Annotated in this window: 23 protein-coding genes and 1 tRNA gene; 9 read left to right on the top strand and 15 right to left on the bottom strand. The window is 64.1% G+C overall.

What is annotated here, in order from left to right; all coding sequences use genetic code 11:
* Positions 1-279 precede the first annotated feature (279 nt).
* From XM53_RS10080 to hisH, 3 genes are all read left to right on the top strand, one after another.
* On the top strand, positions 280-1,698 hold the full coding sequence (locus XM53_RS10080) for a hypothetical protein (protein ID WP_057792885.1): 1,419 nt from the start codon (positions 280-282) through the stop codon (positions 1,696-1,698).
* A 145-nt stretch (positions 1,699-1,843) separates the two neighbouring features.
* A complete protein-coding gene (hisB, locus tag XM53_RS10075) occupies positions 1,844-2,431 on the top strand; it encodes an imidazoleglycerol-phosphate dehydratase HisB (RefSeq protein ID WP_057792883.1) in 588 nt (195 codons plus the stop codon).
* A gap of 4 nt (positions 2,432-2,435) precedes the next feature.
* Positions 2,436-3,074: an imidazole glycerol phosphate synthase subunit HisH gene (hisH, locus tag XM53_RS10070; RefSeq protein ID WP_057792881.1), complete on the top strand. Its 639-nt coding sequence runs from the start codon at positions 2,436-2,438 to the stop codon at positions 3,072-3,074.
* A 3-nt stretch (positions 3,075-3,077) separates the two neighbouring features.
* On the opposite strand, the gene XM53_RS10065 is transcribed toward hisH, so the two are convergent.
* Entirely contained in the window at positions 3,078-3,461 is a 384-nt protein-coding gene (locus tag XM53_RS10065; RefSeq protein WP_057792878.1) for a DUF2147 domain-containing protein, read from the bottom strand.
* A 99-nt stretch (positions 3,462-3,560) separates the two neighbouring features.
* Positions 3,561-3,953 (bottom strand): DUF2147 domain-containing protein, encoded by a 393-nt coding sequence (locus tag XM53_RS10060; RefSeq protein ID WP_057792876.1) that lies wholly within the window; start codon positions 3,951-3,953, stop codon positions 3,561-3,563.
* 137 nt (positions 3,954-4,090) lie between these two features.
* On the opposite strand from XM53_RS10060, the gene hisA reads away from it, so the two are divergent.
* Positions 4,091-4,813 carry a 1-(5-phosphoribosyl)-5-[(5-phosphoribosylamino)methylideneamino]imidazole-4-carboxamide isomerase gene (hisA, locus tag XM53_RS10055; RefSeq protein WP_057792873.1) on the top strand — a complete coding sequence of 241 codons (723 nt, stop codon included), beginning with the start codon at positions 4,091-4,093 and terminating at the stop codon, positions 4,811-4,813.
* Positions 4,814-4,847: 34 nt separating this feature from the next.
* On the opposite strand, the gene XM53_RS10050 is transcribed toward hisA, so the two are convergent.
* The gene (locus XM53_RS10050; RefSeq protein ID WP_057792871.1) at positions 4,848-5,300 is read right to left on the bottom strand and encodes a DUF302 domain-containing protein; all 453 of its coding nucleotides are present in this window, start codon (positions 5,298-5,300) and stop codon (positions 4,848-4,850) included.
* Between the two features lie 162 nt (positions 5,301-5,462).
* Positions 5,463-6,155 (bottom strand): hypothetical protein, encoded by a 693-nt coding sequence (locus XM53_RS10045; RefSeq protein ID WP_057792869.1) that lies wholly within the window; start codon positions 6,153-6,155, stop codon positions 5,463-5,465.
* Positions 6,156-6,326: 171 nt separating this feature from the next.
* Here XM53_RS10045 and hisF point away from each other — a divergent pair, with 171 nt between their 5' ends.
* Genes hisF through XM53_RS10030 form a run of 3 tightly spaced genes read left to right on the top strand, consistent with a single transcriptional unit; the run spans position 6,327 to position 7,686 of the window.
* Positions 6,327-7,091, top strand: a complete 765-nt coding sequence (hisF, locus tag XM53_RS10040; RefSeq protein ID WP_057792867.1) for an imidazole glycerol phosphate synthase subunit HisF — start codon at positions 6,327-6,329, stop codon at positions 7,089-7,091.
* Positions 7,088-7,399 carry a phosphoribosyl-ATP diphosphatase gene (locus XM53_RS10035; RefSeq protein ID WP_057792865.1) on the top strand — a complete coding sequence of 104 codons (312 nt, stop codon included), beginning with the start codon at positions 7,088-7,090 and terminating at the stop codon, positions 7,397-7,399. The genes hisF and XM53_RS10035 overlap by 4 nt, the downstream gene beginning before the upstream one ends.
* Entirely contained in the window at positions 7,396-7,686 is a 291-nt protein-coding gene (locus XM53_RS10030) for a Dabb family protein (RefSeq protein WP_057792863.1), read from the top strand. The genes XM53_RS10035 and XM53_RS10030 overlap by 4 nt, the downstream gene beginning before the upstream one ends.
* A gap of 22 nt (positions 7,687-7,708) precedes the next feature.
* On the opposite strand, the gene XM53_RS10025 is transcribed toward XM53_RS10030, so the two are convergent.
* From XM53_RS10025 to rlmB, 3 genes are all read right to left on the bottom strand, one after another.
* Positions 7,709-8,182: a CoA-binding protein gene (locus XM53_RS10025; RefSeq protein WP_057792861.1), complete on the bottom strand. Its 474-nt coding sequence runs from the start codon at positions 8,180-8,182 to the stop codon at positions 7,709-7,711.
* 194 nt (positions 8,183-8,376) lie between these two features.
* Positions 8,377-8,727: a hypothetical protein gene (locus tag XM53_RS10020; protein WP_057792859.1), complete on the bottom strand. Its 351-nt coding sequence runs from the start codon at positions 8,725-8,727 to the stop codon at positions 8,377-8,379.
* An 11-nt stretch (positions 8,728-8,738) separates the two neighbouring features.
* A complete protein-coding gene (rlmB, locus tag XM53_RS10015) occupies positions 8,739-9,524 on the bottom strand; it encodes a 23S rRNA (guanosine(2251)-2'-O)-methyltransferase RlmB (RefSeq protein ID WP_057792857.1) in 786 nt (261 codons plus the stop codon).
* 107 nt (positions 9,525-9,631) lie between these two features.
* Here rlmB and XM53_RS23350 point away from each other — a divergent pair.
* Both XM53_RS23350 and XM53_RS10010 read left to right on the top strand, forming a co-directional pair.
* A tRNA-Tyr gene (locus XM53_RS23350) sits at positions 9,632-9,715 on the top strand.
* A gap of 215 nt (positions 9,716-9,930) precedes the next feature.
* The gene (locus tag XM53_RS10010) at positions 9,931-10,833 is read left to right on the top strand and encodes a hypothetical protein (RefSeq protein WP_057792855.1); all 903 of its coding nucleotides are present in this window, start codon (positions 9,931-9,933) and stop codon (positions 10,831-10,833) included.
* 18 nt (positions 10,834-10,851) lie between these two features.
* On the opposite strand, the gene XM53_RS10005 is transcribed toward XM53_RS10010, so the two are convergent.
* From XM53_RS10005 to XM53_RS09970, 8 genes are all read right to left on the bottom strand, one after another.
* Positions 10,852-11,514, bottom strand: coding sequence for a DUF1523 family protein (locus XM53_RS10005; protein WP_057792853.1), 663 nt, complete (start codon positions 11,512-11,514; stop codon positions 10,852-10,854).
* A gap of 11 nt (positions 11,515-11,525) precedes the next feature.
* Positions 11,526-11,792, bottom strand: a complete 267-nt coding sequence (locus XM53_RS10000) for a hypothetical protein (RefSeq protein ID WP_057792851.1) — start codon at positions 11,790-11,792, stop codon at positions 11,526-11,528.
* 3 nt (positions 11,793-11,795) lie between these two features.
* Positions 11,796-13,184 carry a DUF6638 family protein gene (locus XM53_RS09995; RefSeq protein WP_057792849.1) on the bottom strand — a complete coding sequence of 463 codons (1,389 nt, stop codon included), beginning with the start codon at positions 13,182-13,184 and terminating at the stop codon, positions 11,796-11,798.
* 106 nt (positions 13,185-13,290) lie between these two features.
* Complete coding sequence (locus XM53_RS09990; protein WP_057792847.1) at positions 13,291-13,659, bottom strand: hypothetical protein; 369 nt, start codon at positions 13,657-13,659, stop codon at positions 13,291-13,293.
* Positions 13,656-14,033, bottom strand: coding sequence for a hypothetical protein (locus XM53_RS09985; RefSeq protein ID WP_057792845.1), 378 nt, complete (start codon positions 14,031-14,033; stop codon positions 13,656-13,658). The genes XM53_RS09990 and XM53_RS09985 overlap by 4 nt, the downstream gene beginning before the upstream one ends.
* Entirely contained in the window at positions 14,030-15,964 is a 1,935-nt protein-coding gene (locus XM53_RS09980; RefSeq protein ID WP_057792843.1) for an AAA family ATPase, read from the bottom strand. The genes XM53_RS09985 and XM53_RS09980 overlap by 4 nt, the downstream gene beginning before the upstream one ends.
* A 76-nt stretch (positions 15,965-16,040) precedes the next feature.
* Positions 16,041-17,165, bottom strand: a complete 1,125-nt coding sequence (locus tag XM53_RS09975; RefSeq protein ID WP_057792840.1) for a hypothetical protein — start codon at positions 17,163-17,165, stop codon at positions 16,041-16,043.
* Positions 17,162-17,404 carry a hypothetical protein gene (locus XM53_RS09970; RefSeq protein WP_144435504.1) on the bottom strand — a complete coding sequence of 81 codons (243 nt, stop codon included), beginning with the start codon at positions 17,402-17,404 and terminating at the stop codon, positions 17,162-17,164. Before XM53_RS09970 ends, XM53_RS09975 begins: the two co-directional genes overlap by 4 nt.
* Between the last annotated feature and the right edge of the window lie 22 nt (positions 17,405-17,426).

The following is a 17,426-nucleotide window of genomic DNA, read 5'->3' as shown; positions in this document are numbered from 1 at the left end:
CGGTCGACATGTGGTTACCATCCGATCAGGATGTCGCATAACGCGAAACGCCATTTGCGACGACCGGACAAACGAAAATATCTCCACCGTCGTCCTGCGCCTCCACGCGCGGCTCGCCACCACTTTTCGTCCGGTCGATCCCGCATCACTTGCCGCCCGCCGGTCCCGCCAGAACAGGCAAAGCAAACATCTCTGGCATAACGCTTCGACATTGGTAATCTGCAAAGCGACGCGCACAGAGCATCCTGCGCATCGGACACAGGACTCAGGAGGTCTTTCATGCGCTTGTGGCAGGGTGTCGCGGTCGTCGCGCTCAGTGCGTCATCGGCCATGGCACAGATGCAATGCGATCGCGACCTTCTCGTCGAGATGGCCAGAGACGTGATCGAGAAGCGTGCGGATCTGCCCGGATTGTCGGGCCGCAACACGGGCGGAGACGCCGCCTACCTGCTGCTGCGCCACGACGCCATGACTGCCGAAGACATCGCCGATGCGCTGGCCGCTGGCAGGCCCTACACGAACACCGAAGAGCTGTTCCTGGCGCAACGCATCACCGAGCTGGGGCCTGAAGGCACGCAGATGTGGGGCGCAGACCCCCGTGACGTCCTGATCTCCGCATTCTGGCCGGTTCAACGGGCGATCCTTCTGCTCGACAACGGCGAAACCTATTTCGACCTCGTTCAGAAAATCCAGGCCGATCCGGCCCGCGCCGACAAATTCAATCGCACCTGGTTTTATGGCACCAACCTTCACGCTCTACTGACCGATCAACCTGTCGAAGTGCTGCAAGACATCGCGCGCCGGGCCGAAGCCGACGGGCACCTCGTCGTTGCCGCATCGCTTTACGCCTTGATGCCCGAAGGCGCCTACGAGGATTTTTGGGACAGGGCGCGCACCACCAATTTCAGAACCTTGCGCATTGCCGGCCCGCTCATGATGAACTCGAACGGCAGCGCCGCGCTGGTGCGGGCCATCGCCATGTCGGACCCGGACAAACCCGCTGGCATGGACCAACGCCTTCAGCGCCAGCGCCTCTTCGTGACGATGAAGGCAGGCCTCGCCGAAGCGGGGACGCAGATCCTGGGCATCAGCCTGAACCAAAGCGGGCGCGAGACCGAGATGGCCTATGTCAGTGAACGCTTTCTGGCAGCCATCCAGAATGGCGACATCAACCCCCAGCGCCGACCCGAGGAAGCCTGGGTCTTCATCCTGTCCGCGATGAAAGAGGCTCTGGGTACCGAGGCCACCGAGAACATCCTTCGCGCTTTCGATCAACGCGCGGACCATCGCCATTACGCCGGCCGCGCGCTTCAAGTCCTTGAAATGGCAACCGCTGCCGAGGTCGCCGGCCCGTGGCTGCTCGAAGAGGTCGCCGACCCGCCCGAAAAACCCGCAAGCCTGGGCCAAGGCTTCGACTGGCCGCGCGCCGTGTCGATCTGGTCGATGGTCCGGGCGGGTGGGCAATTCCAAGATGAACCACTGACGGACGACGATCTCGCCCTCGCGCTGGAAGGCCACGTGCAACGGAGCGAGATAAACGCGGCACTGGACCTGGCAGAACGCATGGGCGGGCTTGAAACCCGCCTCGATCTCGCACGCGACGTGATGTTGCGGCAGAACCGGCTGTGCGATCGGCACGGGATCATCCCGGGACAATCCATATTGCTGGGCGGCCAGATGCTCTACGACTTTCAGTGACAGGAGTGGCCCCGCGCTGCGTGGCTTGATGACAGCGCCCGCAAATGGCCAATCCGCTACAGGTCCCGCAGGACGGCACCGCCCCCCTTGGCGCGCCTGCCCACGCCGCCTATAACGGCGCGGCAAACACTCAGGGACGCACCCCATGCGCAGCGCCACCATCACCCGCAAGACTGCGGAAACCGATATCTCCGTCAAGATCGACCTGGACGGCACCGGCACCTATGACAACCGGACCGGAGTGGGCTTTTTCGACCACATGCTGGATCAACTGGCCCGCCACGCGCTGATCGACATGGAAATCCGATGCGAGGGCGATCTGCACATCGACGATCACCACACGGTCGAGGATGTGGGCATCGCGCTCGGACAGGCCCTGGCACAGGCCGTGGGCGACAAAAAGGGCATCCGCCGCTATGGTGCCTGCCTTCTGCCGATGGACGACGCGCTGGTGCGCGCCGCGCTGGACATCTCGGGCCGTCCCTACCTTGTGTGGAACGTCGCCATGCCGACCGCCCAGATCAAGACCTTCGACACCGAGCTTGTGCGCGAGTTCTTCCAGGCGTTCAGCACCCATGGCGGGCTGACCCTGCACGTGGACGCGCTGCACGGGATCAACAGTCACCACATCGCCGAAGCCGCGTTCAAATCCGTCGCCCGCGCCCTGCGCGACGCGCTGGAAATCGACCCGCGCAAGGCCGATGCCATCCCCTCGACCAAGGGCACGCTCTGACGCCATGACCACCGTTATCGTCGATTACGAGTCCGGCAACCTGCACTCGGCCGAAAAGGCGTTTCAGCGCATGGCGGCCGAGGTCGGCGCGGACAAGGTCGTGGTCACCTCCGATCCCGACACCGTGCGCGGCGCCAGCCGCGTCGTGCTGCCCGGCGACGGGGCCTTCCCCGCCTGTCGCAAGGAACTCTACGACCATCGCGGGCTTTTCGAGGCAATCGAAGAAGCTGTGCTGACTGGGGGCCGCCCCTTTATGGGTATTTGCATCGGGATGCAGATGCTGGCGACGCGCGGGCTGGAATATTCAGAGACCGACGGGTTCGACTGGATTGCTGGCACCGTCGCGCCGATTGCCCCCTCCGATCCGTCGATGAAGGTGCCGCACATGGGCTGGAACGACTTGGTGATCGACACGCCCCACCCCGTCCTAGACGGGATCAAGACCGGCGATCACGCCTATTTTGTCCATTCCTACCATTTCGAGGTGTCCGACCACGCCCAGCGCATCGCTCACGTCGAGTATGGTGGTGCTGTCACCGCCGTCGTGGGCCGCGACACCATCGTCGGCACCCAGTTCCATCCCGAGAAAAGCCAGGCCACCGGCCTGCGCATCATCCGGAATTTCCTGACCTGGGCGCCCTGAGCCTTATTGGATCCGGGTCCAGTTCTGCGACATGCAGATCGGCCCCATGCAGCCCCGCACCGTCATACGGTCGCCGCGCAGTGTCATGCCCGCCGGGTATTCCCGCTGATGCGCGGGGATCCACGCGCGGCCTTCATACTTGCCGTTGCCGGTGGGCGTGGCGTTGCGGATCACCGTGTGACCCAGGCTCGCCGCCTTGATCTCTTGGCCTTGCGAATTGAACGTGCGGGTGATCTCGCCGCAGACGGCATCGCCACAGTCATAGACGTTCACATAGGCAATGATACCCTTCTTGTCGGGCTCGGTCTGCCACGTGCCTGTCGCCGGATCGGCCATCGCCGCCCCGGTCAGTCCAAGAATAATTGCACAGGATATCGCCAAACGCATTGGCCGGGCCTCCTTCTTACCTGATTTCAACATATTACAGGTTAGACGTGCGGCCCGTCCAATTCGTTCACTCACGTTTCCGTATCAGCGGAAAAAGGCTTATTTCACCTTCGACCATGTGCCGCCGTCGCGGCAGATGCCCAGAACGCAGCCCGACACTTTCAGGGCGTTGCCGCTCATCTGAAGCCGGGAATTATAGGTCTTGCCACGGTCGGGACTATAGACCTTGCCGGTATAGCTGCCGTTGCCCTTGGGCACGGTCGCGGAAATGATGTTGCGGCCCAGGTTGTCGCTCTGGATCTCGTTGCCGTTGGCATCATAGGCCTTCACCAGCGTGCCACAAAGCTGCGCGCCGCAGGGCTTGACGTGGACCAGCCCGGAGTGGCCGTTGTCGTCCTTGGCGGTGCGCCAGTAGCCTTCCAGCGGATCGGCGGCAAAGGCCACGCCGGCGCTCATCAGGGTGGCCACGAAGGCCAGTGTCATCGTTCTCATGCGTATCTCCTCCCGCAGTGATGGCACGCACTCTGCGGCCCCGACCCCGCCGCGATCAAGCCTGACGCCACGTCGCGTTGCAAATGCCGTCCCGTCATGGCACATCGCGGCAGACCTTTCAGACCGGATGACCGCCCATGATCCTCTACCCCGCCATCGACCTCAAGGACGGCCAGGCCGTGCGCCTGTTCAAGGGCGAAATGGAGAAAGCCACGGTGTTCAACGACGACCCGGCGGCGCAGGCGATGGAGTTCGTGACTGCCGGCTGCGAATGGCTGCACCTTGTCGATCTCAATGGCGCCTTCGCCGGCGAGCCGGTCAATGCCGCCCCGGTCGAGGCGATCCTGGAACGCACACGGGTCCCTGCCCAGCTTGGCGGCGGCATCCGCGACATGGCCACGATAGAGCGCTGGCTTGGCAAGGGCCTCGCCCGCGTCATCCTCGGCACCGTGGCGGTCGAAAATCCGGCGCTCGTGCGCGAGGCCGCCAAGACGTTCCCCGGCCAGGTCGCCGTGGGCATCGACGCCCGCAACGGCCGCGTGGCCACCAAGGGCTGGGCCGAAGAAACCGACGTCATGGTCACCGACCTTGCCCGCAGTTTCGAGGACGCGGGCGTCGCCGCCATCATCTACACCGACATCAACCGCGACGGCGCCATGCAGGGCCCGAATATCGAGGCGACGGCAGCACTCGCCAACGCCGTCTCGATACCGGTCATCGCCTCGGGCGGCGTGTCATCGCTCGAAGACCTCATTGCGCTGAGGGATTGCGGTGCGCCCCTCAACGGCGCCATCTCGGGCCGGGCGCTCTATGACGGCGCGCTCGACCTGAAAGAGGCCCTGCGCGCCCTCGCCGCCTGACGAAAGTCCCGCACGCAAGCGCGGGATAAGCGGGTCAGCCGCCCGCCGCCTTCTTGGTAAGCTTGCCAAGCGCGCCGGTCATCTGCTGGATGTATTCCGCGTCGTCGTCGATCCCGTCGAGTTCATCGAACATCTCTTCGGGATCCTCGTAGACCAGCCAGGCCTGCCCATCCGCATCCTCGTAGACGAGGACCTTCATCGGCAGATACAGCCCCGCCAGCGGATCGGCCTGCATCGCGGGCGTGCCCAGCTTGGGGTTGCCGAAAATCAGAACCTGAGACGGGGCAAGCTCCATGCCTGCGCCCTCGGCACCGGCGGCGTGATCCACACGGGCAAAGATCGTGGCGCCCGCGCCTTCAACCGCCGCTTCCAGCGCGTCCATCGTGCTGGCCACGTCCCCGCTGGCCTGCACCTTCATCAGGTCGTCATCGGCCAAGGCTGGGCTGGCCAGAATGGTCAGCGCGGCAACTGTCAGAAATCGTTTCATCGCGAATATCTCCTGCAAGAGTCTGTTCCATAAACTTAGGTAAGCCGTCGGTGCGCCATGGAAACCGATATTCGCGTGATCGGCCCGATCCTGCCGGGGCTCCACCCTCACGCAAGCAAACACCCGGCAAACCGCCGGGTGCAGGCTTTCCTATCGGCGTGCCTACTGCCAGGTCGTGTAGCCCAGCGACAGTGTCTTCGGCGATCCGCCCGACACCGCGTTCACCCGAAACTGGCTGATCCGTCCTTCGTTGGTCTTGGCGCAGATGTAGGACCCCACCGGAATATCGCGCAGCGACACCCGGTTCGCACTGAAACGCGCCCCCCGGCAGCCGTCAAAGCCCCGGTTGCGCCGGTCCCCCACGCCCAGCTGCGCGCCATTGCGCGGCGCAAGGTACAAAAGCTCCGCCGTCTCGGCCTGGAACCAGATGTCCACGCCACTGCCGCGGCCCACCGCCCCTCGGTCAAGATCCGCGGTCCAGGTCTGCGGGATCTCCAGCGGCCCGGTCGAGAAGGTCCGCGCTCCCGCGCCCGAGGCCGAGCCACGATTACACTCGAATTGCCGCCCGCTCACCCGGCAGGTCGCACCGTCGGGCGCATAACGCTGGATCGACCCCGCCGGGCCATACAGGCACAGCAACGCGGCACGTCCGCCGATATTGGTGACCCGCGCCTCGGTCAGCGAGTTGACGATCGGCGTGTTCCACCAGCCCCCGGGCAGGGCCGTGGTCACCTCGCGGCGGATCTGGCTGTGCGGGCAGGTGATGGTCTCGGCCTTGGCAGGCGCGGCCGGCGCGGCGACAGCGGCGGTCATGGCCAGCGACAGCATGGCGAGGGTGGATTTGAAAGACATCATGGCTTAGTCCTTTCGGATGGCTTGGATTAAGGCGCAGAACCGCGCCGACACCTGTCCGTCGCCCATCCCCCCGCAAGCGTTCAAAAATCACGGTCCGACCGGGCGTGCGGCCAAAGCCCCATTGGCACCGCCCGCCGCCCGCGCTAGAAGGCAGGCGCGAAAGGACGGCCCATGCTCAAGATCCGCATCATTCCCTGCCTCGACGTGGCCGACGGCCGCGTGGTCAAGGGCGTGAACTTCGTCAACCTGCGCGACGCGGGCGACCCCGTGGATGCCGCCCGCGCCTATGACGTCGCCGGTGCCGACGAGCTGTGCTTTCTCGACATCCACGCCACCCACGAAAACCGCGGCGTGATGCTCGATGTCGTCACCCGCACCGCCGAGCAGTGCTACATTCCGCTGACCGTCGGCGGCGGCGTCCGTACCGTGGCGGATGTGCGCGCGCTCTTGCTGGCCGGCGCCGACAAGGTCTCGTTCAACTCCGCCGCCGTCGCCGACCCCGACGTGGTGCGCCAAGCTGCCGACCAGTTCGGCAGCCAGTGCATCGTCGTGGCCATCGACGCCAAGACGGTCAGCCCCGGCAAGTGGGAAATCTTCACCCATGGCGGGCGCAAACCCACCGGCATCGACGCCGTCGAATTCGCCAAGCTGGTCGAGGACAAGGGCGCGGGGGAAATCCTGCTCACTTCGATGGACCGCGACGGCACCCGTTCGGGCTTCAATTTGCCTCTCACCCGCGCCATCGCGGACGCGGTCTCGATCCCCGTCATCGCCTCGGGCGGCGTCGGCACGCTCGATCACCTCGTCGAGGGCGTGACCAAGGGCGGCGCCTCCGCCGTTCTGGCCGCCTCCATCTTCCATTTCGGCGATCACACCATCGCCGAGGCCAAGGCCCACATGGCCGCGGCCGGCATCCCCATGAGGATCGGCGCATGACCCTCGAAGAGCTGGAACAGATCGTCGCCGCCCGCGCCAGCGCCGCGCCCGAGGACAGCTGGACCGCCAAACTCTTGTCCAAGGGCCCCGAGAAGGTGGCCGAGAAGTTCGGGGAAGAGGCCATCGAGGCGTTGATCGAGGCCGTGAAGGGCGACGCGCAAGGCCTCACCTCCGAGGCCGCCGATGTGCTCTTTCACCTGCTCGTCATGCTGCACAGCCGCGGCGTGTCCGTTGCCGACGTCATGACCGAACTTGCCGCCCGCCAGTCGCGCTCCGGCCTCGCAGAAAAGGCGTCCCGCTCCGAATGATCCGCCACATCGTCTTTTTCACCGCCCGCGACCCCAAGGACCTGCCCGAGATTCGCGCCGGTCTCGAAACGCTGGGAACCATCCCCTACTCGACCCATTTCGAGGTCGGAGAGAACCTTCATGCCGACACCCTGACCGGAACCGAGGTCGATTTCGTGGTGTATGTCGAGTTCGAGACCGAGGCGGATCTTGCGGCCTACAAGGCGCATCCCGTCTACGAGGAAGCCATCCGCCGCGTACGCCCTCTGCGCGAATTGCGCATCGCGGCCGACGTCGTCGCGGGCTGACCGGCAGGCCCGGCCGGAGCGCCTAAAGCTTCGACGAGATCACGCCAGTATTGAAGCCACCCATGCGCAACTCCCCAAACAGGCGCTGGTACTCGATCTTGGGACAGCGGTTCATCACCACGTCCACGCCCCGCGCCCGCGCCTTTTCGGCGGCTTCCTCGTGCCAGACACCGATCTGCATCCAGATCGTCTGAAGCCCGGGAAAACGCTCCAGCGCCTCTTCCACGACGGGCGGCACATGCTCGGACCGACGAAAGATGTCCACCATGTCCACGCCGACCTCAACGTCGCTCAGCGATCCCAGAACCGTCGCCCCGAACGCCGTCTTTCCGGCGTGGGCGGGATTGACCGGGACCACATCGAACCCTTTCAGCTTCAGGTAGCGCGCGACATAGAAGCTCGGGCGCACCTCGTTCATCGACACGCCCACAACCGCGATCCGCTTGGTCCGCTTCAGAATGTCACGCAGGTCAGAATCTTTGTACTGTTCGTTCATCGTTTCACTCTAGACCGGCTGGCGGAAAGAAAAAAGCGCCCGGGAAAGCCCGGGCGCCAGTCGCGGAACGAGGGACAGTGAAGGGAAGCACCGGAGTTCCAGTTCGGCGCTTCCTGATAGTCAGATAGGTACTGAATTCCAGATATAAAGAGGTTGTAAATTAGGTGTGAACATTCGGTGAAAATTTGCCGGCCTCAATCGATGATGTCTTCCAGAACGTCCCAAACCTCATCAAGCACCCGCCCCAGGATCGGCTTGCGCTTGCGCTTCGGGCGCCGTTTCGGCCGATCCGGACCCGCATCGCCATGCCAGTCCGGGCGTGGTGCCACGGGGCGTCCATCGCGCCGCCGATCCGCTTTCTTGCCCGGTGGCATCCCGCGTGCCATCCCCTTGCGTTCATCCGCCTTGTCCCTTGAGACCGGCATCATCTTCATGTCGTGCAACGGTGCCCCGCAGGCCCCGCAGGCCAGTTCATGCCGGCCTTCGTCCAGCACCAGCACCGCCCGCGTTCCGCAGTAACAGCATGTCGCGATCTTCCGGCCCATTCCGCCTCCGTCTATTGCCCTCTGGACGCATATAGGGCCACCGCCGCGGCATTTGAGACGTTGAGCGATCCAAACGCCCCGGCATAGGCGATCCGCACCAATTTGTCGCAGGTCTCCCGCGTCTTCTGGCGCAGTCCCGGCCCCTCGGCCCCCAGCACCAGCGCCACGGGTCGGTCCTGCATCCCGGCCAGCGCCTCCTCGACGGTCTCGCGGGCCTCACCGTCAAGTCCCAGAACCAGGTATCCCATGCCCTGCAACGCGCTCATCGCATCGGCAAGGTTGCGCACCCGCAAATAGGGCTGACGCTCCAGCGCCCCACTCGCGGTCTTGGCCAGCGCGCCGGTCTCGGGCGCCGAATGATGCCGCGGCGCGATCACCGCCGAGGCGCCAAACACCTCGGCCGAGCGCAGGATGGCACCCACATTATGCGGGTCCGTCACCCGGTCCAGCATCATCACCCGCGGCGGGCGCACCCCGTCGCCAAGGCAGACCTCCTCAAGCGTGCCCCAGTCCAACGGCTTCACTTCCAGCGCCGCCCCCTGGTGCACCGATTGCGGATCCAGCGGCGCGCTGAACTTGCGCGGGTCGGCCATCTCCGGCTCCATGCCGGACACCGCAATGGCGTCGGACAGCTTGTCGGCCGCGTTCTTCGTCACCACCAGCCGCAGCTTCTCGCGACGCGGATTTTCCAGCGCATCGCGCACCGCGTGCAACCCGAACAGCCACACGGTTTCCGCCGCCGACGCCTTCTTGGCCTGTTCCTTTTCCACGACCCACTTGGGTTTCTTCGTTGCCATCCGGGGGCCTCCTTCACAGGCGGCGGACAATGGCCCCGCACCGTCGCAATCGCAAGCGATTTTCCGGTTGACGGGGCACCGGCCCGCTTCTAAACACGCGCCTCAGTGGGCGACAGGCCGCAAGGTGTGGCAGGGGACTGTAACTCCCTCGCGGAGACGCACGCTAGGTTCGATTCCTAGGTCGCCCACCATTCTCCCCGATATCCGATCATCGAAAACGCGACCGCACGCCCCACGCGCCGCGTCAGATTATTCGCAGAATAATCTGCACCCCTGCACCGCACCGCGGCCCTCCGATTATTCGCAGAATAATCGGCACTGGATGATATCGGCGAAATGTTGCGCGATTCCGCGTCATGCGCTACACTACGCTCATAAAAATACAAAACAGGCACCGGGCAGGTCCATGAAATACGTAATCCATCTGGGCGTCCACCGGACGGCGCCATTGCTCTTGCAGCAGAACCTTTCAGCAAATCTCAACCAGTTGCGCGCTCAGGGCGTTTTCTACGTGAACGCGGAAACCCCCAAATTCCTGCGCCGCCAGGTGCGCATGATCCGCCGCCGGCACAGGCCCGGCTCCACCCCGCACGATATCGGCGATTTCAAAGCTATCAATGCCGCTATCACGCAGGCCGCCACCAAGGCTGGAGCACAGACCGTTCTCATCTCGGACGAGCACCGGCTCGGCCCCTCGATGACACACAGCCTGATGTGGAACCAGTCGCACCCCAGCTTCTACCCGCAGGCCGCGACCAACCTGCAACAGGCCCAGGCCGGCCTGCCGCTCGAAGACACACGCCTGCTGCTCTACACCCGCAACGCCGAAAGCTACCTGCTCAGCCTCTACTCCGACGCGATCCGTCAGAACCAGGTCGCCATGACGCTGGAGCAGTTCTGCCGCAGCGTGAACTTCAACTCGATCAACTTTCCGGCGCTGGAACAAGAGCTTGCCGGGCTGCACCCCGACCTCCAGGTCAAGTCGCGCCAGTTCGAGCGGATCAAGCTCGGGCCAGAGACCTACCTGCGCAGCTTCCTGCGCGATATCGGACTCGATCCCGCGCCCTTCACCCTGCATCCCGCGCAACCGCAGCCACAGCTTGATGCGATGCAGGTCGAGGCGCTTTTGCACATCATGTCGGGCAGCCAGTCGAAACGTACCGACATGGTCGCCCGCCTGCGCGAGAACGTGCTGCGCGGCGCGCCGAACCCGCTCGCGCCTCTGGTGTTGCCGCAATGGGTCACAGACTCGATGCGCGTCACTGACGAAGGCCGCACCTCCGACGCCGGACACACTCACGCCGCCTGAGGCGGCACTCTCCGCGCTTCAGCCCTTGCGTTTGTCCTTGGGCCGCCAGGTATCCAGCCAGCGCCGGACCCGGCCTCGCCGGTCCTCCAGCGCATTGCCCGCCGCGTCGAACCGCGCCTCGACCCCGTCCCAGACCGGGTCGAGGCGCCGCGCGCGGAACCGCCGCCACAGCCGCCAGACGCCATAGGCCACCAGCCCGAACGCCGCCAGGATCAGGATGTTCAGCCATGGAAACGGCTTGCCCACGTCCGGGCCCGCCACTGGCCAGATGCTCACCCCGTTGGGAAAGATCGACAGGAACTCGTTGCGCCACCCGTAATGCTTCAGCGCGGCCCAGCGCGGTGCCTCCGAGGTCGATTTCAGGTCCGCCGCCTCGGCTTGCAAATTCGATGTGTCGAACTTGAAATAGGGCGGCCAGCCCCAGCTTGTGTCCTCGTTGCGATAGACCATGGTGCTGCCATCCGCCCGCACCGTCTGGATGAAAAACACATCCCGGTTGATCGCCGTGGCGTCATTTCCGGCATCGGGGCTGGCCCAGAACAGGCTGTTCTCGCCGAAATCTATGCGCTTTTCATAGGTATCCGTGACCCGCACGATATCGGTCTGCGGCAGCGTATAGTGAAAGAACGCCGCCACCAGCACCCAGAAAACTGCCCAGAAAAGCCACTTCAGATACACCATCGCCCCGCCCCTTAGTGAAAGTTCGTGAAATAGATGATCGCGGCCACGATGCTGAACGGCACCACATAGACACCCAGGATCAGCCTGCGCCTCAGCGAGCCATCATACTCCTCCAGCCCCTTCTCGATATAGGCGTCGAGATCGCCAGGCCGGCCTTCCTCCTCCCACCATTCGCGCAGCTTGCCCTTGCGCACGCTCCGCGAATAAAGCGACAGCACCACGTACAGGATCGTGCAGACGATGAACCCGATGATCAGAAGCCGTGCCAGTGCCGCCATGTGCTATCCCTTTCCCTTGCTGCCCGCCCGGCGCGTCACCGGCCCCCAGGGACCGACCCGCGCCACCACCGCCTCCAGGTCCGCCGCCGGGTCCTTCGCTACGGGCGGCGCGGGCTCTTCCATCGGCGCGTCGTGCCCAAAGAGTGCCGCGCGCGTGCCCAGCTTGTCCACCTGGTATTCGTTCAGCAGGAAATCGACGACATAGGCGCGTTTGGTGTCCGCCCAAGTCTCGTAGCGGCGATAAAAAAGGCTCTTGTGACAGATGAACAATTGCCGCACATCCTTCGGCGCCAGTTCCGCAAGCAGCATGTTCACCAGCTCCGCGTCCTTGTGCGCCGCCGCCCGCAGCGTGTAGAAATAGGCCGGGTTGTCCGAGGTGATCACCGGCCACGGCCCGCCATTCTCGGCCCAGTTCAACAGAGCGTTGAGCGTGTGGAACTCTTCAGGCAGAAGGTCCGAATGCCGCCGCGCCAGCCGGCGCATCTCGGCCCGGGTGCGGCCTGCGAACTCCACGCCTTCCCCGGCCAGCGCGTCGACCAGCACGAAATCCATCTTCTGCCGCAAGATCGCCGCCGCGTCGATGCCGCGCGCCTTGACGATGGGCTCCACCAGACCGTTGAGGTCAAGGAAATTGGCCACCCGGTTGCGCTCGCTCAGGTCAAACACGTACTCGACCCGCCCACCCTCGAACGGCGTCTTGTCTTGGGCACAGATCACGCCGGGCAACTCCAGGTCTTGAAACAGGTACACCCCGCCGAAATGACTGGTCCAGTAATTGCGCTGCTCGAAACTCATTTCCTTCAGGTCGATGGGGTTACGCAGCACGTCGCCGGTCTGCCCCGCAAGCTCGATCATCTCGGCAATCAGCACGTCGTCGAACCACGCGTCCTCTTCCGACATGAACCGCTCGACCCTTTCATCCAGCTTTTCCGCCTGCCGCAGCGCGCCGTTGGTGGTATCCGCCTCGATCTTGATGCGCCGGATATCGAACAGCCGCGCGGGGCTCGACATGTCGTAGACCGAGTTCACCAACTCGCCCGCCACCGCATCCCGCGCCGTCAGCGCGAAAAGCGCGGGCTCGTTCTCTTCGATGAACTGCTTCAGGATCCCGCGCGAGGTCGAGAACTGCGCATTCAGAAGCGGCGAACGTTTCTGCTCCGTGGTCAGCAGGATGAACTGCCGGTTCACCCCCGCATGGTTGAGGTAAAGGTCATCGCCCAACTCATGCCCCACCTCCGGCGAATAGCCCGAGATATCGACGTAGAAATCCGTGAGGCTGGTGGTCTTTCCCGTCAGATGCTTCAACGCCCGGTTATACCGCTCCACCAGCGCCGGACTCGCCACATGCACCAGGTTGCCGAACATCAGGCCGGACTTGATCAGACGTTCCATGCACCACCTCCGTAGGGTGGGTTTCCAACCCACCATCCCCGGCCCGCCCCAAGCGCCCCCGCGCCCCGGACCCGATCCGGGGCCTCTCCTTTCGGGCGCATTCCCATCACGCTTCCCCCCGCACGATATCGCGGTTCCTTAACCGCTCCACCCGCTGCGCCAGGCCCAGCCACGTGAAGACAAGCACCGGCCCCCACACCACCACCGCTGCCAGCGAGGTCCGCAGGTACATCCACACCACCGCGCCCTGACCGGCAAGCCCCTGCCCGCCCAGCAGACTGCGCCTGTCGAACAGCGCGAAGATCCCAGCGCTCAAACCCAGCAGCAGACCAGCCGACGCGACGACCGCAACCAGAACCCGCCCATGCGACCGCGTTCCCCGCGGCGTCAACAGCCACGGCAACAAAGCCGCAAACCCGCCGATGATCAGCAGCGGCAGGCCAGTGTTAACAAGTGTGACCTGATCCTCGTTCATGCAATCTGCCTGCCTTCGGAATTCTCGAGCCGGCGTTCGAAGCGAACCACCTGCCATGCCCAGAAAAAACCGGCGAAAACAGCCGCGAACCACGGCACACCCGACAGGTTGTCTTTGAATTCATGGACCTCCGGCCGCGAAATATCACCGGTGACCGAATACAGAAACTGCACATCCGACAACACAGCTTGCCCAAAACGGGCTGCCACGAAAATCGCGCAGATCGCAGCACAGAGAGAGACGACGACGAAAACGGAAAAGCGCGCACCGTTTGAAAACCGGACCCCGGCGGAGAGGCCCACGTAAATCATACACGCGCCCAATAGGCCGAGCGCCAAGGCGTAGGCATTAATGATGACGCCGAAATCTGTCATTTCTTCGCCGCCATGTACCGCCGCTTCGCCTCCTCCGTGCGTCCAAACTCGCGCACCATGGTCTCGATTGCCACCTCGTCCGACTTGTCCGCATAGCGGAACTCGGAATCCGCGTATCGGTTGATCTCCTGAACAACCATCTCGACCGTAATCGGCTGGCGCAGTTCCTCGATCATCCCCATTTTCTCGTCGTAGGACTTGAACAGGAACAGGTCGGGCTTTTCCATCCATTCATCGGGCAGCTCGAAATCCATCGCCCGCACTTTCACCGCGTCGGTGATGTTCTTGATCGCGCGGCCCGTAAAGCGTTCATCCGCCTCCTGGATCCCCTTCAGATATGTCCCCAGCTTGGCAATAGTATCCAGCGTGCCGATCTCCTTCTCCACCCGCTCATAGACCCGGATCAGACCCTCCTCATGGGGCTTGGCGTGGCTCTCGAACGAGGCTGCCACGGCCTTCTTGATCTCCTGCGCGGCATAGACTTCATGCTGGCCCAGCGGGATGTCGTGGTTCTTGCCCATCAGCAAGTAGAGGATGTCGATGTAATCCTCCCGCGTCTGCGGCCCGTCCACCAGGAACCGTGCGCCCGCCCTCTGGCGCAGCGCGTCATCCACGTTTTCGGGATAGTTCGAGAACATCCCGAAGGTGCAATTCCCCCGCACCACGGTATTGGCCCCGGCAAAGCTCTCCATCAGCACGGCGGTGATCTCCAGCTGCCCCGCGCTCGATTGCCGATCGCCCCGCTTGCCCGCCAGCTGGTCGATATCGTCGATCGTGCCGAACCCGATCACTCCGGGATCGATCACGTTGTTGATGAAAGCCTTGGCATTCTGCGCCGACTTGCCCTGGTAGCTGTCGATGCTTTCGGTCGACAGGTTCTGGTACCGGAAGGGGTAGCCAACGTTGTCGCAGTATCCCTTGATCAGCCCCGCCATCATCTGGATCAGCGTCGTCTTGCCCGTGCCCGGCTTGCCGTCGCCCATGAAGGTAAAGATGAAGCCGCCCAGTTCCGCGAAAGGGTTCAGCTTTCGTTCGAAATCATAGGCCATCAGCATCTTGCTGAGCTTCAGCGCCTGGTACTTGGCGATATGGTTGCCCACCACCTCGTGCGGCTGTTTGAACGCCATCGTCAGGGTCGTGGACTTGCCCTTCGATGCGGCATCAAAGCCGCGAATGGTGAAATCATCCGCCTCCACGCGCCAGCTTGCCCCGGTGAAGGCGCTCAACCGCCCGGCATTCTGGGCGCGCAGCGCGATCTTTTCCATCAACTGCTCGGCAAAGGCGCTGACCGTCGCCACCAGCCGCGCATCGTCACCGGCATGGGCCGCGATATCCTGGTCCAGCTCCCATAGAGCGCCATGCAGAGCGAGCTGCGAATTGTCGGTCAAAACCTCCTCGACCTCGCCCACTTCCACGCTCACCTCGGACCGATGTGGCGCCAGCAGGAACGCCGTCGCATTGGCAAACACATGCCCAACCGCCAGCGCCTCGGCCCCCAATAGCTCGGTGAACTCGGTCTTGCGATCCGCGCCCAGCGATCCGGCCAGGTTTGCCCGCCGCAGATCCGCCAGCCCGGTGGCGTCGGAAAACTGCTCGCCCACGGCCAGCGCGATGGCAATGGCACGCCGCAACCCGTGCAGCACCGTCGCCTGCATCGGGCTCACCAGCGGGTCGTCGCCATCCGCCGCCTCGATCCGCTCTACCAGGTGCACGCCCTCGGGCCGCGCGGTCGAGCGTGTCACCAGCCCCGGCGTCGTGGTGCGAAACCGCCGCCGCGTGCCCAGCCCGGCCGACTTTTCCTCCTGCGCCGCCTCCGCCGGCTTGGCGATCCGGGGCGTATGGTCGAACCCCGCCAGCATCGCCGCCGCCGCCGCGTAATGCTTTGCGATATCCTCTTCGCGCAACTCCATCGTGTCTGCCGTCAGGCTCATCGTCTTCTCCCCAATGGTGGGTTTGAAACCCACCCTACAATTCTGGCGTAGGGTGGGGTTTCACCCCACCTCGCGTTCAATATCTGAGCACCCGCCCTCCCGGGCTGACCACGTACTTGGTGACCGACGAAAACCCCGGTGGGGTCTTCTCGGCCAGCACCTGATAGGGCCGCTCCGGCAGGATGATGCTGCGCTCCATCCGTGTCGCCCCGGTCTCGGCCCCCTGCCCGGAAAACGGGTCAAGCGCGAAGACCTCGCGCTCCACCGTTCCGAACCAGCCCGCGCGCTCCTCGATCACGCGCTCGCTTTCCAGCACTTCGTCCGTCCAGGCCAGAGCCCAGTCCTGCCCCACCGGCGCATCCGCCTGCGCCAACACCTCGCGCAGCGGGCCTGACTGGCGGGTGAACGCGTGGCTGTACATCGGCCCTACGTGAAACCGCCGCATCCGCTTGGGATGCAGGTCGTCGAAACTCTGGTCGAACCCCTTGGCAATGGTCAGCAGCTTCAGCCCGCCCAGGGACTGCGCCATCAGATGCGCCTGCACTTCAGGCCAGCGCCGCTCGTCCTTGCCCAGGGGCGCGCGGCCCGTGTCCTCGACCTCCATCAGGTAGATCGTCGGCAGGTTCACCTGGCTGTCATAGACCGCCCAGTGCAAAAGGTATCGCCGCCGCTCGTCCAGCCCGCTCACCCATTGGACCTGCGGATCGTTCTGCGCCCAGAACAGATGCCCGCGCAGCATTTCCTCGTAATACAGCCGCTGTGACAGCGCGAATTGCAACCGCGTCGGGATCGTCCGTTCGGAAATGATCTGCTCGACCATCTCGCGCTTCAATGTCTCAGTATCCGGCATCCCGTCCAGGTGCCGCCGCGCCTGCGCCGCGTCATTGGCCATCACCATCAGTTCCGAAAACATGGGAAAGCCGCTTTCGGTCACGTCCATCGCCAGCGAGCCGAAAAACTGCCCGGTGTCGCGCCCGACCAGCAGGTACTTCATGCTCAGCGCCTTGAACGTATAGGCGATGCCCTGAACATAGGTCGTCAGAACCTCGACCTCCTGCTTACTCAGACTGCTTTCGGCCTGCATCACCGCGGCCACTCGGTTCAGATGCGCCGTGATCCGCTCGAACTTGGCGAAGTAGCGCCGCGACGCGAAAAGGTCGGTCAAAGCAGCGCGTTCGGAGGTCGGGGCGTCGGCGGTCATTCACCTCCCCCGCCACCGTCACCCGCCCCACCAGCTCCGTCACTATCAAAGCTGGAATAGCCCGCATCACCAGACCCGGCGCCGGGCTTCACGAATGCCCAGACCGCCAGAACGATCATCCCGATGATGCCATAGGCCATCATCTCGTCATGTCCCAACCTGTGGCCGCCCAGCGCCACGCCACCCGACGCCAAGATGCCGATTAGTAAAACCATGCCGGATATGCGCTCTTTGGACATCGCTCTCACGACCCCTTGCCGC

Origin of the sequence: Roseovarius atlanticus (genome assembly GCF_001441615.1) — a bacterium.
Lineage (GTDB): Bacteria > Pseudomonadota > Alphaproteobacteria > Rhodobacterales > Rhodobacteraceae > Roseovarius > Roseovarius atlanticus.
Note: the sequence above shows the minus strand (reverse complement) of the source record. Positions and strands in the feature narration are given on the sequence as shown.